We start from the raw sequence: 18,337 nt of genomic DNA, 5'->3' as shown, positions 1-18,337 counted from the left end.
CGGTTTATAATTCTTAACAGGGTTAAGATTATTTTTTAGCAGCAGCTGAATCAACTTTTTTAGCAGCTCCTTCTACTTTAGCAGCAGCAGAATCAACTTTTACAGCAGCAGAATCAACTTTAGCAGCAGCAGAATCAAGAGTTGCAGCAGAAGAATCTACTACAGCAGAATCAGCAGATGCAGTTTCTACGTTTTCAGTTTTTTTACAAGCTACAAGAGCAACAGCAGCGATAGCAGCTACGAATAATGACTTTTTCATAATAATTAAATTAAATTGTTAGTTAATAGATTGTCCTTATTTGAACGGGACAAAATTATGACAACAAATAAATCTTGTTTTTGAAAATTAATTGTAATATATTTGTAAAACACGATTTACAAATAAGAACAACTGTAAATCAACAAATTAAGAACAAAATACAACTTTGAGCGATATAGAATTTTCACATTTTCAATCCTTAAAAAGGGCCGTTCAGGAAAAATATCTTGAGACACACTCGCCGTCCTATGATGACATTTCCAAATGGAAGGGTATTGACATTATATATTTTCAAGAGGACTTAAGACAAAAAGCCAAAGGAAATATTAGCGAAAAAACCTTTTACACTTATTTCAAAAATAATGCTCAGGAAAAAATCCCGAGAATCGATATGCTGAATATCCTTTCTGTCTATGCAGGCTATAATTCCTGGTTCGAATTCAAAAAGAAAAACCCAATCGTAACAGCAGTCAATGATAGCTTTCAGACATCTTTACCTGTCGAAGTTCCTTCAGAGAACAAACCTGAGGTAATAGAGTCAAAAGTTCCAGTTACAATTGCTGAAAAACCGCCGGTCTCAATCGACAATCAGGCGTTTGACGAGATTAATCAGAATATCAATTTTAATAAACCTAAACAAAATTTCCTGAGAACATATTTGTGGTTAGGCATTTCTGCATTTTTATTTGCTGTTGTTTTGATTTTGGTATTTTATGACAATTTATTTTATAAAAAATACACTTACGCTTTTACTGACGCTGACAGAAATTCTTCTATAAAAGGAGAATTGGATGTAAAAATCATCAGAGAAAACGAATCTCCCATACTTTTTAAAGTGAAGCCTAACTCTCCCTTTGTTTACGAAACAAAAAGCAAGAAGCTTAAGATGATCATCTCTTCCCCTTTCTACAAGACAGACACTGTCAGCAGGGATTTGACAAGCGCTCCGGAATCAGAAAATATTGAGTTGAAGCCTAATGACTATGCCATTCAGCTTTATTATTATTCAAAATCAATCACGGACTTTAAGAAAAAAACTAATGAACTCAACAGGCTTATAAGTGACAACGCATTGATTTATCAGGTTGTAGATAGTGACATCTATGGCATTGAAACAATGGATAAACAAAAATACATCTCGCTGGTTACGCTTCCTACAACATCACTGGAAAATTTGGAAGTGATCGATTCTCAGATGAAAAACGGTAAAATAGTCATGATTAAATTCAAAATTACTGATGATGGAAAAGAAAAATAACTTATATAAATGGATGTTGATTCCAGCTCTGCTGATTATCGGAATTATATCCTGTAATAAAAAATACGAAGGTGATGATAATTCTCTGGAAACACTCAGAAATGCTAACAATAACGCAACCTATTCCAAAACAAAGCTGGATAGTTTGCAGGCTACTAATGTGATTACTTCGCAAAAAGTCCAGGATCTATTAGATTTATCGGCACTTTATACATCCGGAAATAAGGATACTGAAATAGATTCCGTTATCTATACACAGATGCAAGCTCATTTTCTTACAAAAGATTCAAATAACCTTAAGCCTTTGTTAAAGGAAATGGATAGCCTGAAAGTAAGATATGCAAAAGTCAATAACCTAATGACATCAAAAAAAATTAAGGAAAAGGATACGCTTGACTTTGCAACTTTTGATGTAGAATATTATGATAACAAGAGAACTTATATTACTACAGTTAATAGAAAAGCACAATATATGCTGAAGGCTTCGCCTGTGAAATTCCAGAAAGAATTCAAATTCTATTTTACAAGTTTTTATCCAAAAAATATAGACAGTATCAAATAAAAAAAGCCGCTAAATAGCGGCTTTTTTTGTAATAATTAGAATCTAATTATTTTTTGATTTCTTCTTTTGCAGCTTTTTCGTCAGCTTTTACTTCAGCTTTAGCAGAATCAGCAGTAGCTTTTACAGAATCAACTGTAGCAGTAGCAGTAGAATCGATAGCAGCAACAGCAGAATCAGCTTTTGCGTCTACTGAATCAACAGCAGCAGCTTCTACGTTATCAGTTTTTTTACAAGCTACAAGAGCGATAGCAGCGATAGCAGCTACAAATAATGACTTTTTCATTTTCTAAAAATTTAAATTAATTATTGTGATTATATTATCTTTTAATATTGAATCATATTAACAAGACAAAATTAGGACGGTCTGATAAAAATCATTTAGAAATAACTTGTAAAGCGTTTGTAAAGCATTTTACAAAAAAATATTATTGATTTTCAGTTAATTAATATTAAAATCAATAAAATTATAAGGCGTTATCAAACCATCTAAAGCTATATCTGATTCAAAAACATCAGCAACATCTTGATCCGGAAAAAAGAAGTTTAAACCAATTTTATTATGAATCCCAAAATCCCCAGAAAAGAAAGAATCATAAAAACCTTTTCCATAACCTACTCTGTTTCCAAATCGATCACAGTATAATAAAGGTGCTAAAACATAGTCCAGATCAACATTAGAGTCAATATTAGAAACCGGCTCCTTAATTCCCCAATTATTAATTTCAAAATCCGAATCAGGAAAAATCTCTACAGATATAATTTTATCGCCTTTAATTTTTGGCGCAAAAACCTTTAATTTTTTATCAAAAAAATAATCAATAAAAATCTGAGTATTGATTTCATTCATTTTTCCAATCGGTAAAAAAACATTAACCTTTTGATTTTCAAATACATTAAATTGTAAAACGAATTGTTCAAAGATTTTTTGAGACAAAAAATTGACCTCATCTTGTGATAAGGCCATTCTTTTTGCTTTATAAATCGATCTAAGTTCTTTTTTTGTAAGACTGAGATTCACCTTTAAATTGTATTAATTTTCTAAAATCTTGTAAAGTTTATCCGACAAGCGAACTCTGAAAGGCAGTTCAAAAGTAATCTGATCTCCCGCTTTCGCAGTATCGCTGAAATCACCATTTACAAAGATCTGAGTAACCGTAATTTCCTGATCGCCAGTTGTTGGTCCGGAAATTAACACTTTATCACCTACGGAAAGTTCATTATTTTCAATGAAGAACTGTGCGATTTTTGATTTTGAATAATAATGCTCAGCTTTTCCGATCAAAGTTTTTTTCGTTTTTATTTTCTGGCGAATATCTTTTGTCTCGGCTTTAGTCACTTTTGCTAAAGTCTGTGTCGACAGATCTCCGGAATTTTTAAATTTCAAAGCTTCAGATTTTCCTTTTCTGAACACTTTGTTTCCAACCTGAAGACCTTTTCTCAGTTTCACCTGCTCTTCCCAAGGCAAATGAATGGTTTCCAGACATTCCGTAGAACATGTATTTTCCATTGCTGCCTTACATTCATCACATTGGATGAAAAGTAAATGACAGGCATCATTGGCACAATTGGTATGATTATCACAAGGTTTTCCGCACTGATGACACTGTGCAATAATATCATCTGTAATTCTTTCTCCTAAACGATGATCGAATACGAAGTTTTTACCGATGAATTTACTTTCGATTCCCTCTTCTTTAATCTGGCGTGTGTATTCTATAATTCCGCCTTCCAGCTGGAAAACATTTTTAAAACCCTGATGTTTGAAGTAAGCGCTTGCCTTTTCACAACGGATTCCGCCGGTGCAGTACATCAAAAGATTTTTATCTTCTTTAAAATCTTGTAATTGTTCGTTGATGATCGGTAAACTTTCCCTGAAGTTTTCCACATCCGGAGTAATAGCCCCTTCAAAATGCCCTACTTCACTTTCGTAATGGTTTCTGAAATCCACCACGATCGTATTCGGATCTTCCAGCATATTGTTGAATTCCTGTGCTTTCAGGTGAATTCCTTTATTGGTAACGTCAAAAGTTTCATCATTCAGACCGTCTGCAACAATTTTGTGTCTTACTTTGATGGTTAGTTTTAAAAAAGAATGATTATCCTGCTCCACCGCCACATTCAGACGGATACCTTTCATAAAATCATAAGCCTCCAGCGTTTCGCGAAATGCCTCAAACTGATCCGCAGGAACACTCATCTGAGCGTTGATTCCTTCATGAGCGACATAAATACGACCCAATGCATCAAGAGCATTCCAGGCTATAAATAAATCGTCGCGAAATTTTTTGGGATCTTCAATTTTGGCATACGCATAGAAAGATAATGTAAGGCGCTCTTTTCCGGCCTCATCTATAAGTCGAGCTCTTTCTTCTGCGCTTAAGGTGTTGTACAGTTGCATGCTATAAACGTTTTAAGTGAGAAAATAATGGCGCAAAGATAAGAAATTTGGCCAATATTTTTGGGTTGATAGTTGTCACCTATTCAGTAGGTCATCAAACGATATGATTAAACAGTCAAAGTAATTAAGTAAACCTCAAGGGCCTTGAGTAGATAATGAAGACCCTTAAATAGTCAATCAAAGCGCTTTAGTAAGCAATCAAAGGTCTTGAGTAAACTGTCAAAGGAGTTAAGTAGACAATCAGAAGAGTAAAGTTGACTGTGAGAGAAGCAAAGCAGATTATTACAGATACAATTAACCTTATATGGACTAGCCTCAAAACAATTAATCTTTATTATATTTACGTCATTAAAATTTGAAAAATGAAGAAAGTTCTCTTATCTGTTGTTTTGATGGCAGCAGTTTTTTCCCAAAACATTAGTGCACAGGAAATCACATTAGATAAGATCTATTCCGGATATTACCGTGGAAAAGGAATTTCAGGAATTGCATCGCTGAATGATGGTGAAAATTATGCAACCATAGAAAAAGACGGCATCGTAAAATACAGCTACAAGACTTTCCAGAAAGTTGGAAACATTGTGGATGGAAGTTATGAGTCTTATATTTTTTCGGCGGATGAATCCAAAATTTTGCTTCAGAAAGAAAGCGAACAGATTTACAGACATTCTTTTTTAGGGAAATTTGATGTGAAGGATTTGAAATCCAATAAAGTAATGCCTCTTAATAACGGCAATTATATCCAGGAACCGAAATTTTCGCCGGACGGAAGCAAAGTGGCTTTTATAGTTGATAATAATTTGTTTTACCAGGATTTGATCTCGGGGAAAATTACTCAAATCACGAATGACGGGAAGAAAAATTCTATCATCAATGGGCTTGGAGACTGGGTTTATGAGGAGGAATTTGGTCACGCTGATTATTATCAATGGAACAAAACAGGTGATGCGATTGTTTTCGTGAGGTTTGATGAGTCCAAAGTTCCGGAAATCTATATTCCTATCTACGGAAAATCCCTATATCCAAAGGAGATGCGATACAAATATCCAAAAGCGGGTGAAACAAACTCGACGGTTACCGCCAATCTTTACCAATTAAATTCGGCAAAAACAACCGTTTTGAATTTGGGAAGGTTTGAGAATTATTATATCCCGCAACTTTGGCAGACGAATGGTAAAGATGAAATTGTTTTGGCGACCAGCAACAGACACCACAATCACGTGGACTTGCTAAAAGTGGATACCAAATCCGGCAACATAACCAAACTGCTTACGGAGACGGACAATGCCTGGATAGAAACCGATAATCTGACTTTGGAATTTTTGGATGACAACTCATTCCTTTGGGCTTCGGAACGTGATGGCTACAGACAATTGTATTGGTACGAAAAAGATGGAAAACTGAAAAAACAGGTCGCAAAAGGACAATGGGAAATCACAGATTATTACGGTTATAATCCAAAAACCAAAGAAGCTTACATCCAGACAACCGAAAAAGGAAGTCTTAATAAGGTAGTTTCAAAGCTAAATATCAATTCCGGAAAAACAACTTTGATTTCTTATCCGGAAGGGAACAACTCAGCGAGTTTCAGCAAGTCATTTAATTATTTCATTAATACCAATTCAACTGCAGGAACACCTTACAGATATGTATTGAAAGACGCATCGGGAAAGGAAATCAAGGAACTTCAGAATAACAATGAGTTGCTTTCCAAACTCCAAAAAGATAACTTCGTGACAAAGGAATTCATCACCATTCCGAATTCTGTTGGCGACCAGCTCAATGCCTGGATCATCAAGCCGAAAAACTTTGACCCGAACAAAAAATATCCATTGTTTATGTTCCAATATTCCGGTCCGGGTTCGCAGCAGGTTTCCAATTCGTGGGACGGCGGAAACGGAATCTGGTTCGAAATGCTGGCTCAAAAAGGCTATGTCGTAGCTTGTGTGGACGGCCGTGGAACAGGTTACAAAGGTGCAAAATTCAAAAAAGTCATTTACAAACAATTGGGGAAATATGAAATCGAAGACCAGATTACTGCTGCAAAATGGTTCGGAAATCAGTCTTATATTGACAAATCCAGAATTGGAATCTTCGGATGGAGTTTTGGCGGTTATATGAGTTCTTTGGCTTTGACAAAGGGTGCGGATGTTTTCAAACTGGGAATTGCTGTTGCACCAGTGACAAACTGGAGATATTATGATACAGTTTACACAGAAAAATTCTTACAAACGCCACAGGAAAACCCGGAAGGTTATGACCAAAACTCGCCAACCACTTTTGCAAATCTGTTGAAAGGGAAATTTCTTTTGATTCACGGAACAGCTGATGACAATGTGCATTTCCAGAACTCTATGGAGTTTTCTGAGGCATTGATTCAGAATAAAAAACAGTTTGAGTTTATGGCTTATCCGGATAAGAATCACGGAATCTATGGTGGAAACACCAGATCTCAGCTTTATGAGAAGATGACGAATTTTATTTTGGAGAATTTGTAGAAGTCGAAAGACTGAGGCTTGAACAAAAAAACCGCAGAAGATATTTTCTTTTGCGGTTTTTTTAATATGGATGTGAACTTTTATTATCCATTAAAGAAATAAGGAATATTTTTCCATTAATTTCCTGATATATCAGGGAGTTGTTTTTGTCAATCAAGCATTTTCGGAAATTTAAAATTTTAGATTTTGGACAAATCCTCGTATTGACTTTAATCCTTTCAATCAATTCATCAAAATTACTTTCAAAATTTTCAATTTCATTGCTAGTCCAGTTATCGAAAAGATAATCCAAAACCTTGAAATAATTCTTCAAAGCTTCATCCGACCAAATAATTTCCATTATTTCGATTTTTCTGAAAGATAATTTTTGATTCTTTCCTTAGCTTCTGTATGGGAATAGACTCGTCCGTTTTCAATATCTTCTAAACCTTTATCTATTGATTTTTTTTGACTTTCGGATAAATAAGTTGCCCAATCTTCATTGACTTGTCCGGTATATTTCATCTTTAAAAAAGCAACATAATCACTTACCTGCTGAAGAAGTTCCGTCGGCAGCGATTTCAAATCCTTTTCTAAATCTTTTATTGTGATTTCCATTGTTCAAGTGTTTAGCCTTATCAAAGTTAGCAATTTTTTTAATTGGCTGAAAAAAGCTATCTTTAATCACATCCTAAATTTATGAATCGCAAAATCATCGTCCCCATTCTATTTCTATTTAACATTATGATTTTTAGTCAAAGTGATAAAGAAGTATTGTTGCTGTACAAAAATGTCATTGAAAAATCGGATTCATTATTAGCGGTTGGGAAAATAGCGCAAATTGATTCCAAAAAAGTTCTTTCGGACGCCAAATTAGCTGATAAAGAATATCCTGTGAAGTATTTTGAAAAATCAATGGAATATTTCAGGAATCATCAATATAACGAAAGTGGATTTCTATTCTATCTCGGGAAAATGAGAACAGAAGACCTTAATAATCTGGGACAGGAACATTATACTACTGGTAGTGAATATGACACCTTGCTGGAGGAAGGTCTATTTATATATCTGGCTGTTGATGCTGACAATTATGCAAAGGTTTTGAAAATGACGCAGGATTATTATGAGAACAATGATTACACCTACATCAGCAAAACCAAAGGTTATAAAAAGCTGAAAGACCCGAAAAATTATTCGCAAATGATTAAAGCTCTGCAGGAAGACAAAGGAAAAATCCAGGCTGAGTTGAACGCAGAAAGAGAAGAAATGAAGAAAAGGATTACGCCTTATTTTCAAATGCTTAAAGAGTAAATACAACAAAAGCCTTTCAAATAAGAGAGGCTTTTTCGTATATTAAATTTAAAATCCTATTTTTGGAAACGTTGTGAAAAATTAAGTTATGAAGACTAAGCATCCTAAAGGTTTACCTTATTTGTTTTTTACCGAGATGTGGGAACGTTTCGGTTACTATTTGATTCTGGGCATTTTCGTTCTCTATCTGATAGAGCCACAAGGTGTTGCCGGTGGATTGGGAATACCGGATAAAGATGCAGATGATATTTTCGGAACCTTCATTGCGCTCACTTATCTTACACCTTTTCTTGGCGGATTTTTGGCAGACCGCGTTTTAGGTTACATCAGATCCATTTATCTTGGCGGCGTTTTGATGGCAATTGGGTATATCGGCGTTGGTGTTTTTAAAGAATTGCCTCTGTTTTACGGTTCGCTTGCATTAATTATTATTGGGAATGGCTTTTTCAAACCAACCATTTCTACACTTTTGGGGAATCTATATTCCGAAGAACCTTATAAAGCTAACAAAGACTCCGGTTACAATATTTTTTATATGGGAATCAACATCGGGGCATTTATCTGTAATATCATTGCGGCATTTATGCGTAACAAATTCGGTTGGGGCGAAGCATTTATAACAGCAGGAGTTGGGATGTTGCTTGGGTTGGTCATTTTTACGATTGGTAGAAAACATTACCTCCACGCTGCACAGATGAAACCGAAACAGGAAGGCGACACCAAACTGTCTGAAATCCTGATGAAGGTTTTTGTTCCTGCAATTGTTGCGGGAGTTATCGGCTGGTTTGTTCCGACGATGATTATTGGAACTAATATTTTTGGAAGCACGAATACGGATGCCTTTATTTTCGCCTGTATTCCTGTGATTTATTTTTATGTTTCGCTTTATTTCAAATCCAATCCACTGGAGAAACCTGCGATTGGCGCTTTGCTTTCGATATTCCTCATCAGTATGTTTTTCTGGGCGGTTTTCAAGCAGAATGGAACGGCTTTGACAAGATGGGCCAATTATTACACAGACAGAAGCGTGTCTGAAAAAGTCGAAAAGCCTTTGGCTTCGCTATATCTTGTCGAGGAGAAAAGTTATGCTGATAAAGAGACACCTATTTTTGATGAGCAATTCCGGTCTCAGAAAGATGCTGACGGAAAAGCTTTAAAAGAAACAGGAAAAGATATTTACTTTAGAAATGTTTCCGCTGAGAAAAAAGCAGAATTAGAATCCAATCCCGACAAACCTGTTTTCCTGTATAATACAGAATTATTCCAATCGATAAATCCATTTTGGGTAATTGCATTAACACCTGTAATTGTCGGAGTTTGGGCAATGCTGAGAAAACGAGGAAAAGAACCATTGACACCCACGAAAATCGTTTTGGGATTATTCATCACCAGCTTATCTTGTCTTGTAATGGTTGCAGCCGTTTATGCTGGAAATAATGGTGCAGAAAAAGTCTCTTCACTTTGGTTAATTGCGGGATACGGCGTAGTAACAATTGGGGAACTTTGCCTGTCGCCAATGGGATTATCATTCGTTTCAAAATTATCTCCGGCAAGATTGACAGCCTTGATGATGGGAGGATTCTTCTTAGCCAATTCTGTTGGAAACAAACTGTCGGGAATCCTTGCAAGTACCTGGTACAATTATGAAAACAAAGCCAATTATTTCCTGGTCAATTTTGGCTTATTGATATTTGCAACATTGCTAGGATTAATGATGCTAAAAAGACTGAACAGAATAATGAAAGAAAGTGGACATTAAATCGACAAAGACATATTCATAGAAAGTAAAAGCGAAATTAGTCTAATTAATTTCGCTTTTTATTTGCTTAAATTTCAATAAAGTCATAATACTTTTTCAAAAGCTTTTCTTGCACTTCCCCGGAAATGAACTTCTCCACAATATTGGTAGCCTAATTTATCCAGAATCGCCAGCATTGCCGGATTATCAAAGTTGGTATCCACTTTTATACTGAATGTATTATTCTGTTTTGCAACATCTTCGATAAAACTAAAAATCTTTTTAGACAAACCTTTTCCCGCGAAGTTATCTGAAATCGCTACTCTGTGAACCACCAAAAAGTCTCCATTAGTCAGCCATTCACCTTCGATAGCGTCATAAGCCGGCTCATCATTGAAAATTAGTGCACTGTAACCGGCAATAATCCCGTCCACCAATAAAACATAACCCAATCCTTTTTCGATATCAGATTTTACAGTTTCTAAGTTCGGATAACCATCCTGCCACTGCCGGCTGCCATCGTTTTTTCTCCTTGTAATAGCGTCCTGTAATATTTCCCAAATCACCGAAGAATCTTCGGTAATTGCCTTTCTAAATTCTAAATACATTTCCATAAAAAAGACAAAATTAAATCAAATCTGTAAAATATGGATTATTAAATCTTGCATAAACAGCAACTTGAATCACTTACGTTGATGAAAAAAAACTATATTTGTTACCTTTAAGAAAATTTAACAATTAATTTATATGGAGACAGTTCAGACTAATTCAAAACATCCTAGAGGTCTATGGGTCCTTTTTGGGACGGAGATGTGGGAGCGTTTTAATTTCTATGGAATGAGAGCTTTACTTACCTTATTTATGGTAAACTCTCTCTTAATAAGAGAAGCCGATGCTTCTATCATCTATGGTGGATTTTTAGCATTGTGTTATTTAACGCCGCTTTTAGGAGGTTTTATTTCTGATAAATATCTTGGAAACAGGAACTGTATTATTCTTGGAGGAAGTTTGATGGCAATTGGACAATTCCTACTTTTCCTGAGCGCATCTACTTTTTCTGACAATCTTGGAGGTGCAAAAGGCCTAATGTGGTTCGCCCTTTTCGTCATCATCTTCGGAAACGGATTTTTCAAGCCGAATATCTCATCAATGGTTGGAAGTCTTTATCCAAAACAAGAAAAGTCCAAACTGGATTCTGCTTTCACGATTTTCTACATGGGAATCAACATTGGAGCATTTTTGGGTCAGTTCATCTGTCCTTACGTAGGTGACGTAAAAGATGCTGCGGGAGTAAGAGATATTTTTGCTTTCAAATGGGGATTCTTAGCTGCATCTATTGCAATGATTATTGGAACCGTAACATTCTTCATTCTTAAAAATAAATATGTTGTAACGCCGGAAGGAAGACCAATCGGAGGATTACCAAAGCATAATACGAGCGAAGACTTTGAAGAAGGTGAAACTCAAACCGCTAAATTTGCTGGAAAATCAATAGGAATTACAACGGTATTGTTTGTGATGCTGTTCTTCGTATTCAGATACTTTTTGGTGGGCGAATTTGGATTCAACTCTGTGGAAATGGGACAATTGATCAAAGGAATTATTTATCCTTTCATCTATGCAGCCGGGATTTCATTGGCATTCTTAATTATGAGTTCTGCTGAAAATAAAATCGAAAGACAAAGAATCTGGGTGATCTACATTGTTTCGTTTTTCATTATTTTCTTCTGGGCGGCTTTTGAGCAGGCAGGTTCATCACTAACCTTCATCGCAGATAATCAAACTGACAGAAATATTTTTGGCTGGGATATGCCGCCTTCAATGGTTCAGATTTTCAACGGGCTTTTCGTGGTGCTTTTGGCTTTACCATTCAGTTTACTTTGGGATAAATTAAGAGCTAAAGGCAAAGAGCCGGTTTCTCCTTTGAAACAGGCGATCGGTTTAGCTTTGATTGCACTATCTTATTTCATCATCGCTTACAACGTAAAAGACCTTGGAAACTCAGGATTATTAGCAATCAAATGGTTGATTTTGCTTTATCTGATCCAAACAATGGGTGAACTTTGTTTATCGCCAATCGGATTGTCTTTGGTTGGTAAATTAGCGCCAAAAAGATTCTCATCTTTATTATATGGCGTATTCTTCATCGCCAATGCTGCAGGTTACGCATTAGCAGGAACTTTGGGAGCAATCATCCCTGCAACTGGAGACAAATTTGCAAAAGCGCAGGAAATTGGTGTTAATCTTCAGGATGTTCTGGATAAAAAAATAACACTTAATCCTGAACAGGCAAAGGCTTTTGCTACAGCGCAATTGCCGACAGAATACACAACATTCGCAGGTTTTACCATTCACAATCTTTTCGAATTCTTTATGGTATTCGTGGTTCTTTGTGGAATTGCAGCCGTATTATTAGCCTTCTTATCACCAATTCTTAAGAGAATGATGCACGGTGTGAAATAAAAATTTTCACATTGATTTATAAATTCAAACCACCGGATATTCGGTGGTTTTTTGTTAAATTCGTATAATGGAAATCTCAGAAGACTCTTTGTTTCTTTCCGTAAAAGAAATTATTAATCAATCGCGCGAACGTGTTTTTCGAATGGCGAATTCTACTCTGTTGATTTCTTATTGGAAAATTGGACAACTCATTGTAGAAGATGAACAAAAAGGAAATGAGCGTGCAGAGTATGGAAAATTTGTTCTAAAAAATCTTTCTAAAAAACTGACTTTCGAATTCGGAAAAGGTTTTGATGAGAGCAATCTTAGAAATATGCGCTCTTTTTTTAATGCATTTCCAAAATGTGACGCATTGCGTCACGAATTGACCTGGACTCATTATAGATTGCTTTTAAAAATAGATAATCCCAATAAAATCAATTACTATATAGAAGAATCTATACAAAATAACTGGAGTTCCAGAGACCTCAAAAGACAAATCAATTCTCTGGCTTACGAAAGAGTTTTAGTACATAAAAAATCTTCGACTGAAAATATCCAAAGCGTTCTAAGAGACCCATACATTTTTGAATTCTTAGGATTAAAGACAGACGAAAAAATTTCGGAAAAAGAAATTGAAACTGCCATTATTGACCACATTCAGAAATTTCTGCTTGAGTTTGGAAAAGGTTTCGCTTTTGTAACAAGGCAGCAGCATATTTCTACAGACACTTCAGATTTTTATATTGATTTGGTCTTCTACAATTACATTCTCAAATGCTTTGTCATCATTGATTTAAAAACCGGAGAACTTTCTCATCAGGACATTGGACAAATCGATATGTATGTGAGAATGTACGATGATTTGAAACGTAACGAAGGCGATAATCCGACAATCGGAATTTTGCTGTGTTCTGAAAAAGATGAAACCATTGTAAAATATTCTGTCCTTAATGATAAAAACAATCTTTTTGCCAGCAAATATCTGCTCTACCTTCCAAAAGAGGAAGAACTGAAACAGATTATAGACCAAGATAGAATCCGGTTTGAGCTAGACAAAGAAAACAATAATTAAAATTTAATATCATAAACTTATTATGAATCTTACCCTCGAAGAAATTCAGAATTTCAAAGGCAAATACCCTAAACAGATTTGGTCTTTATTTTTCTCAGAAATGTGGGAGCGTTTTTGCTTTTATGGAATGCGGGGAATGCTCGTTTTCTTTATGATTTCCCAATTAAAATTTGGCGATGAACAGGCTAATCTTCAATATGGCGCAACGCAGGCATTTGTTTATGCATTTACATTTGTAGGCGGTTTGTTTGCCGATAAGATTCTTGGATTCAGAAAATCTTTATTTTGGGGCGGAATTCTGATGATTATCGGAAGCCTTATTCTTGCGGCCAATCCTCACGATTATTTCTTTTTAGGAATTTCATTCACTGTTGTGGGAACAGGATTTTTCAAACCGAATATCTCCACAATGGTTGGAAAACTATATAAGCCTAATGACAGCAGAACAGATGCGGGATTTTCCCTGTTCTATGCAGGAATCAACCTTGGAGCGCTATTGGGAGGCTATCTTTGTATTGCTATTGGAAAGGGCGAAATGTTTTCGGATCTGATTCCGGAGTATAAAAGATGGAATGTAGCTTTTGGATTAGCGGCTATTGTTATGGTCGTTAGTCTGATTAATTTCATTTTTACACAAAGAAGCCTTGGGCCAATTGGACTTCAGCCTCAAAAGCTGAATGCTGATGGTACATTTTCTCCACTGGACAAATGGAAAGAATATGGCGTTTACATTTTATCATTAGTTTTCATTCCGTTGATTATGATAATGGTTTCCGTTCCGCAATACACGGATTATTTTATGTGGACGGTCGGACCATTGACACTGCTCTATCTTTTTTACGAGATGACAAAAGTGAATTCAGCCGAACGCAAAAAACTTTGGGCAGCGTTGATTTTCATTATTTTCTCCATTTTATTCTGGGGAATCTACGAACAGAGCGGCGGTTCATTAAGTATTTTCGCAGCGAAAAACCTCAACAAAGACCTTTTCGGATTGGATCCAAATGGCGTTAACAATTCTGGTGGTGCTTTCTTTATCATTTTTCTGGCACCTCTGGTTGGATTACTTTGGATCTGGTTAAATAAAAAGAAACTGGAACCGAATACTATTAATAAATTCGGGTTAGGCTTTATATTCCTGGGACTAGGTTATTATATTCTTTTCGGAACCAAATTTTTCGCTAATCTGCAAGGGATCACCTCGCTTAATATTTTCACCATTGCATTATTAGTAATCACTTTCGGAGAACTATGTTTATCACCAATCGGACTGTCTATTATGACAAAACTGTCTACAGAAAAACTACAGGGAATGATGATGGGAATGTGGTTTCTTGCCTCTGCTTATGGACAATATGTTGCGGGACAAATAGGTGCAGGAATGGCAAAGGTAAAAGCCGGCGCCAACAACTATGATGCGCTCATCACTTATACCGATGGATATAAACAATTGGGATTATACGCTCTAATTGCCGGAGTAATATTAATTTTGATTTCACCTTTTGTAAAAAAACTAATGCAAGGTGTAAAGTAAACTGAATCATTGAAACGTCTATAATTATGGAAAGCTAACTGAATATAAACACAGATGAAAAAAATACTATTATTAACCTTATTTCTAATTCAAGCTTCGGGTTTTGCACAGGTCCGCTGGATGACGATGACGCAGGCTTTGGCTGCGCAGAAAAAAGAGCCTAAAAAAATCCTGATTGACTTCTATGCTGATTGGTGTGCGCCTTGTAAAGAGATGGACAAATTCACGTTCAATCATCCGGAGATTGCGAAGATTATCAATGAAAAATTCTATGCTGTTAAGTTCGAAAGTGACGGCAATGAGACAGTTAGTTTTGCCGGACATACATTTATCAATCCTGACTATAAAAACAAGAAAACAAAAAATCCGCTTCACCAGTTTTCCAAGTATATGAACATCAATATGATTCCGACAATGGTTTTTCTGGATGAAAAAGCAGATCCAATCACCAGCCTTTCCGGAGCGCTCAAAGCCAAAGAAGTGGAACCCTATTTCACAATGATTGCTTCCGACGAATATAAAAACATCAAGACCCGAAAAGAATGGGAAAGCTACCAGAAAAAGTTCAGGTCGAAGATTAAGGATTAATTTAAATTCAAAAGAAAATTAATGCTACATTCTTTTCCGGTGACAAATTTTGCGTTTTTCTTTTGTGACTTTTGTGGTTTACTTTAATTTTCCCGAAATTCGTCGGAACAAATTTTTCTTGTTTGACTTTAGAAACTTCCATAGAATTTCTCAAAAATATCGGAACCGAACGCGCAAAACTCATCAAAAACGTGTTGGGAATCTCGACTGTGGAAGATTTGCTGACCTTTTATCCCATACGTTATATTGATAAAAGTAAGATTTACAAAATCGGTGATTTGACAAAAGAGCCGGATGCGGATATTCAGTTGAGAGGAAAAATCACAGATATCCAGGAAGTTGTTTACGAAAAGGGAAAACGTTTGTCCGCAAAATTTCGGGATGAAACCGGAACGATGGATTTAGTTTGGTTCCGATATACGAATTGGATGAAAGATTCGATTCCGTTAAATAAAGAAATCTTTATTTTTGGGAAAGTTAACCTGTTCAGTGGCAATTTTTCGATGCCTCATCCAGAGATTGAAGCCGATGAAAAAAAAGCGTTGTCAGGTACGCTTTTACCGGTTTATCCTGGAAGCGAAAAGCTTAGCAAACGAAGTATTAATAATAAGTTTTTTCAAAATATCATTTTCAACCTTTTAAAAGATCTGCCTCAACTGATTTCAGAAAATCTGCCGGATTATCTTTTAAAATCGATGAAATTAATGGGAAGACTGAATTCCTATTACAACATTCATTTTCCAAAAGATTTCAAACATTTTGAAGCGGCTGACAGACGATTGAAATTTGAGGAAGCTTTTTTCTTTCAGCTAGGCTATGGCTTGAAAAAACTGCATCAGAAAACAAAATCATTTGGAAATCCGTTTCCGATTGTCGGTGATCATTTCACTAATTTCTATAACAATAATCTTCCTTTCGAATTAACGAACGCTCAAAAACGTGTTCTGAAAGAAATCAGAACCGATATGAAACGTTCGACTCAAATGAATCGTCTTTTGCAAGGCGATGTAGGCTCAGGAAAAACGATGGTTGCTTTGTTAACGATGTTGATCGCGATGGATAACGGATTCCAGTCTTGCCTGATGGCTCCGACAGAAATCCTGGCTCAGCAACATTTCAATTCGATCCAAGAATTATTGCAAAATACGGATATCAACGTCAGACTTTTGACCGGTTCATCCAAAGCTTCGGAAAGAAAAATCATCCACGAAGAATTAGAAAATGGTCAACTATCTATCCTGATCGGAACACATGCAATCCTTGAAGACAAAGTGAAATTTCAAAAATTGGGATTGGCAATTATTGATGAACAACATAGATTTGGAGTAGCTCAACGTGCGAAACTTTGGGCAAAAAATAATATTCCGCCTCATATTTTGGTAATGACAGCAACACCGATTCCGAGGACGTTGGCGATGAGTTTTTATTCGGATCTGGATGTTTCTGTGATTGACGAAATGCCAGTTGGAAGAAAACCAATCATTACAGCGCACAGACGGGAAAAAGACCGGCTTTCCGTGTATCAATTTTGCAGGGATGAGATTGAAAAAGGTCGCCAGATCTATTTTGTATATCCGCTCATCGAAGAATCGGAAACCATGGATTACAAAAACCTGATGGAAGGCCTGGATCACGTAATGACTTTTTTCAAAAGCTATAATGTAACAATGGTGCACGGAAGAATGAAACCTGCAGAGAAAGATATCAATATGCAATTCTTCGCTTCCGGAAATGCCCAGATTATGGTTGCAACCACCGTAATAGAAGTTGGCGTCAATGTTCCCAATGCTTCTGTTATGGTGATTGAAAGTGCGGAAAGATTTGGGTTGTCACAGCTTCATCAGTTGCGGGGGCGTGTTGGAAGAGGTGCTGAACAAAGTTATTGTATCCTGATGACAGACGACAAACTGAGCAAAGAAAGCCGGACGAGAATCAAAACGATGGTTCAGACGAATGACGGTTTCAAAATCTCGGAAGTTGATATGGAATTGCGTGGTCCTGGTGATATTCTCGGAACTCAGCAAAGTGGTGTCATCGATTTCAAAAAATTAAGCCTGATAGAAGATTCTGCAATCATCAAAGCTTCAAAATCAACTGTTGAAAAAATCCTGGAAAGAGATTCTCTTCTCAATCATCCCGATAATCAAGTGATGAAACAGTATTACATCAGGCAATATAAAGGAAAAAATAAATGGTCGCAGATCAGCTAATTGGTAATTCCATCAGATAGTCATCCATTACATAACCGTTTCCAACATCCAAAATTTTTTCTTCATAAATTTTAAATCCTTGATATTCATAAAATTTTTGAGCAGAATTATTTTTATTAACCGTTAGAATCAGTCTTCGGTTTCCATTTTTCTTAGCTTCATTTTTCACAAATTCCAAAACTTCTTTGCCTAAGCCTTTTCCTTGTGCTTCTTTCAAAAAGTAAATCCTATGGAGCTTTGTAGTTTCCGGTTCTTGATGGAATTCAAACCCAACAAAACCTAAAAACTGATTTTCTTCCCGGATCAGATAATAATGAAAATTGGGGTTTTCGAAATGTTTTTTCAAAGCTTCTTCAGAGTACATCATATCCAACATGTAATCAATCTGATCTTGTTTCAAAATATCGGCATAAGCAACAATCCATGACTTTTTTGCTAAGTCCTGAATGGTGGGAATATCTTTTTCTTTTGCTTTGATAATCATA

18 protein-coding genes are annotated in these 18,337 nt (G+C 35.9%); 10 read left to right on the top strand and 8 right to left on the bottom strand.

Features of this window, described 5'->3' with window-relative positions:
* Positions 1 to 28 precede the first annotated feature (28 nt).
* Entirely contained in the window at positions 29 to 259 is a 231-nt protein-coding gene (locus QOL71_RS07060; RefSeq protein ID WP_283416237.1) for a hypothetical protein, read from the bottom strand.
* Between the two features lie 166 nt (positions 260 to 425).
* On the opposite strand from QOL71_RS07060, the gene QOL71_RS07055 reads away from it, so the two are divergent.
* Positions 426 to 1,517 (top strand): hypothetical protein, encoded by a 1,092-nt coding sequence (locus tag QOL71_RS07055; protein WP_283416236.1) that lies wholly within the window; start codon positions 426 to 428, stop codon positions 1,515 to 1,517.
* Positions 1,498 to 2,079, top strand: coding sequence for a hypothetical protein (locus QOL71_RS07050; protein ID WP_283416235.1), 582 nt, complete (start codon positions 1,498 to 1,500; stop codon positions 2,077 to 2,079). The genes QOL71_RS07055 and QOL71_RS07050 overlap by 20 nt, the downstream gene beginning before the upstream one ends.
* Before the next feature lie 46 nt (positions 2,080 to 2,125).
* On the opposite strand, the gene QOL71_RS07045 is transcribed toward QOL71_RS07050, so the two are convergent.
* The 3 genes from QOL71_RS07045 to trhO form a co-directional block, all read right to left on the bottom strand.
* Positions 2,126 to 2,362, bottom strand: coding sequence for a hypothetical protein (locus tag QOL71_RS07045; RefSeq protein ID WP_283416234.1), 237 nt, complete (start codon positions 2,360 to 2,362; stop codon positions 2,126 to 2,128).
* Between the two features lie 156 nt (positions 2,363 to 2,518).
* Entirely contained in the window at positions 2,519 to 3,097 is a 579-nt protein-coding gene (locus tag QOL71_RS07040) for a 5-formyltetrahydrofolate cyclo-ligase (protein WP_283416233.1), read from the bottom strand.
* A gap of 12 nt (positions 3,098 to 3,109) precedes the next feature.
* Entirely contained in the window at positions 3,110 to 4,477 is a 1,368-nt protein-coding gene (gene trhO / locus QOL71_RS07035; protein WP_283416232.1) for an oxygen-dependent tRNA uridine(34) hydroxylase TrhO, read from the bottom strand.
* Positions 4,478 to 4,839: 362 nt separating this feature from the next.
* On the opposite strand from trhO, the gene QOL71_RS07030 reads away from it, so the two are divergent.
* Positions 4,840 to 6,975, top strand: a complete 2,136-nt coding sequence (locus QOL71_RS07030; RefSeq protein ID WP_283416231.1) for a S9 family peptidase — start codon at positions 4,840 to 4,842, stop codon at positions 6,973 to 6,975.
* Between the two features lie 61 nt (positions 6,976 to 7,036).
* Here QOL71_RS07030 and QOL71_RS07025 read toward each other — a convergent pair whose 3' ends face one another.
* Both QOL71_RS07025 and QOL71_RS07020 read right to left on the bottom strand, forming a co-directional pair.
* Positions 7,037 to 7,315, bottom strand: coding sequence for a type II toxin-antitoxin system RelE/ParE family toxin (locus tag QOL71_RS07025; RefSeq protein ID WP_283416230.1), 279 nt, complete (start codon positions 7,313 to 7,315; stop codon positions 7,037 to 7,039).
* Positions 7,315 to 7,572, bottom strand: a complete 258-nt coding sequence (locus QOL71_RS07020) for a hypothetical protein (RefSeq protein WP_283416229.1) — start codon at positions 7,570 to 7,572, stop codon at positions 7,315 to 7,317. The genes QOL71_RS07025 and QOL71_RS07020 overlap by 1 nt, the downstream gene beginning before the upstream one ends.
* Positions 7,573 to 7,698: 126 nt before the next feature.
* On the opposite strand from QOL71_RS07020, the gene QOL71_RS07015 reads away from it, so the two are divergent.
* Positions 7,699 to 8,265 carry a hypothetical protein gene (locus tag QOL71_RS07015; RefSeq protein WP_283416228.1) on the top strand — a complete coding sequence of 189 codons (567 nt, stop codon included), beginning with the start codon at positions 7,699 to 7,701 and terminating at the stop codon, positions 8,263 to 8,265.
* An 88-nt stretch (positions 8,266 to 8,353) separates the two neighbouring features.
* Complete coding sequence (locus QOL71_RS07010; RefSeq protein ID WP_283416227.1) at positions 8,354 to 10,024, top strand: peptide MFS transporter; 1,671 nt, start codon at positions 8,354 to 8,356, stop codon at positions 10,022 to 10,024.
* Positions 10,025 to 10,107: 83 nt separating this feature from the next.
* Here the strand turns inward: QOL71_RS07010 and QOL71_RS07005 are convergent, their stop codons facing one another.
* Complete coding sequence (locus tag QOL71_RS07005) at positions 10,108 to 10,617, bottom strand: GNAT family N-acetyltransferase (RefSeq protein WP_283416226.1); 510 nt, start codon at positions 10,615 to 10,617, stop codon at positions 10,108 to 10,110.
* 133 nt (positions 10,618 to 10,750) lie between these two features.
* Here QOL71_RS07005 and QOL71_RS07000 point away from each other — a divergent pair, with 133 nt between their 5' ends.
* The 5 genes from QOL71_RS07000 (at position 10,751) to recG (ending at position 17,852) form a co-directional block, all read left to right on the top strand.
* Positions 10,751 to 12,466: a peptide MFS transporter gene (locus tag QOL71_RS07000; protein ID WP_283416225.1), complete on the top strand. Its 1,716-nt coding sequence runs from the start codon at positions 10,751 to 10,753 to the stop codon at positions 12,464 to 12,466.
* A 67-nt stretch (positions 12,467 to 12,533) separates the two neighbouring features.
* Positions 12,534 to 13,520: a PDDEXK nuclease domain-containing protein gene (locus QOL71_RS06995; protein WP_283416224.1), complete on the top strand. Its 987-nt coding sequence runs from the start codon at positions 12,534 to 12,536 to the stop codon at positions 13,518 to 13,520.
* 22 nt (positions 13,521 to 13,542) lie between these two features.
* The gene (locus QOL71_RS06990; RefSeq protein WP_283416223.1) at positions 13,543 to 15,054 is read left to right on the top strand and encodes a peptide MFS transporter; all 1,512 of its coding nucleotides are present in this window, start codon (positions 13,543 to 13,545) and stop codon (positions 15,052 to 15,054) included.
* Positions 15,055 to 15,108: 54 nt separating this feature from the next.
* Positions 15,109 to 15,642: a thioredoxin family protein gene (locus tag QOL71_RS06985; protein WP_283416222.1), complete on the top strand. Its 534-nt coding sequence runs from the start codon at positions 15,109 to 15,111 to the stop codon at positions 15,640 to 15,642.
* A 122-nt stretch (positions 15,643 to 15,764) separates the two neighbouring features.
* Positions 15,765 to 17,852, top strand: coding sequence for an ATP-dependent DNA helicase RecG (recG, locus tag QOL71_RS06980; protein ID WP_283416221.1), 2,088 nt, complete (start codon positions 15,765 to 15,767; stop codon positions 17,850 to 17,852).
* Here recG and QOL71_RS06975 read toward each other — a convergent pair.
* Complete coding sequence (locus QOL71_RS06975) at positions 17,845 to 18,336, bottom strand: GNAT family N-acetyltransferase (protein ID WP_345425545.1); 492 nt, start codon at positions 18,334 to 18,336, stop codon at positions 17,845 to 17,847. The genes recG and QOL71_RS06975 overlap by 8 nt on opposite strands.
* Position 18,337 lies beyond the last annotated feature (1 nt).

Origin of the sequence: Epilithonimonas pallida (assembly GCF_900182975.1) — a bacterium.
GTDB lineage: Bacteria > Bacteroidota > Bacteroidia > Flavobacteriales > Weeksellaceae > Epilithonimonas > Epilithonimonas pallida.
The sequence above is the reverse complement of the archived record's forward strand: the minus strand, read 5'-3'. Positions and strand labels throughout refer to the sequence as shown.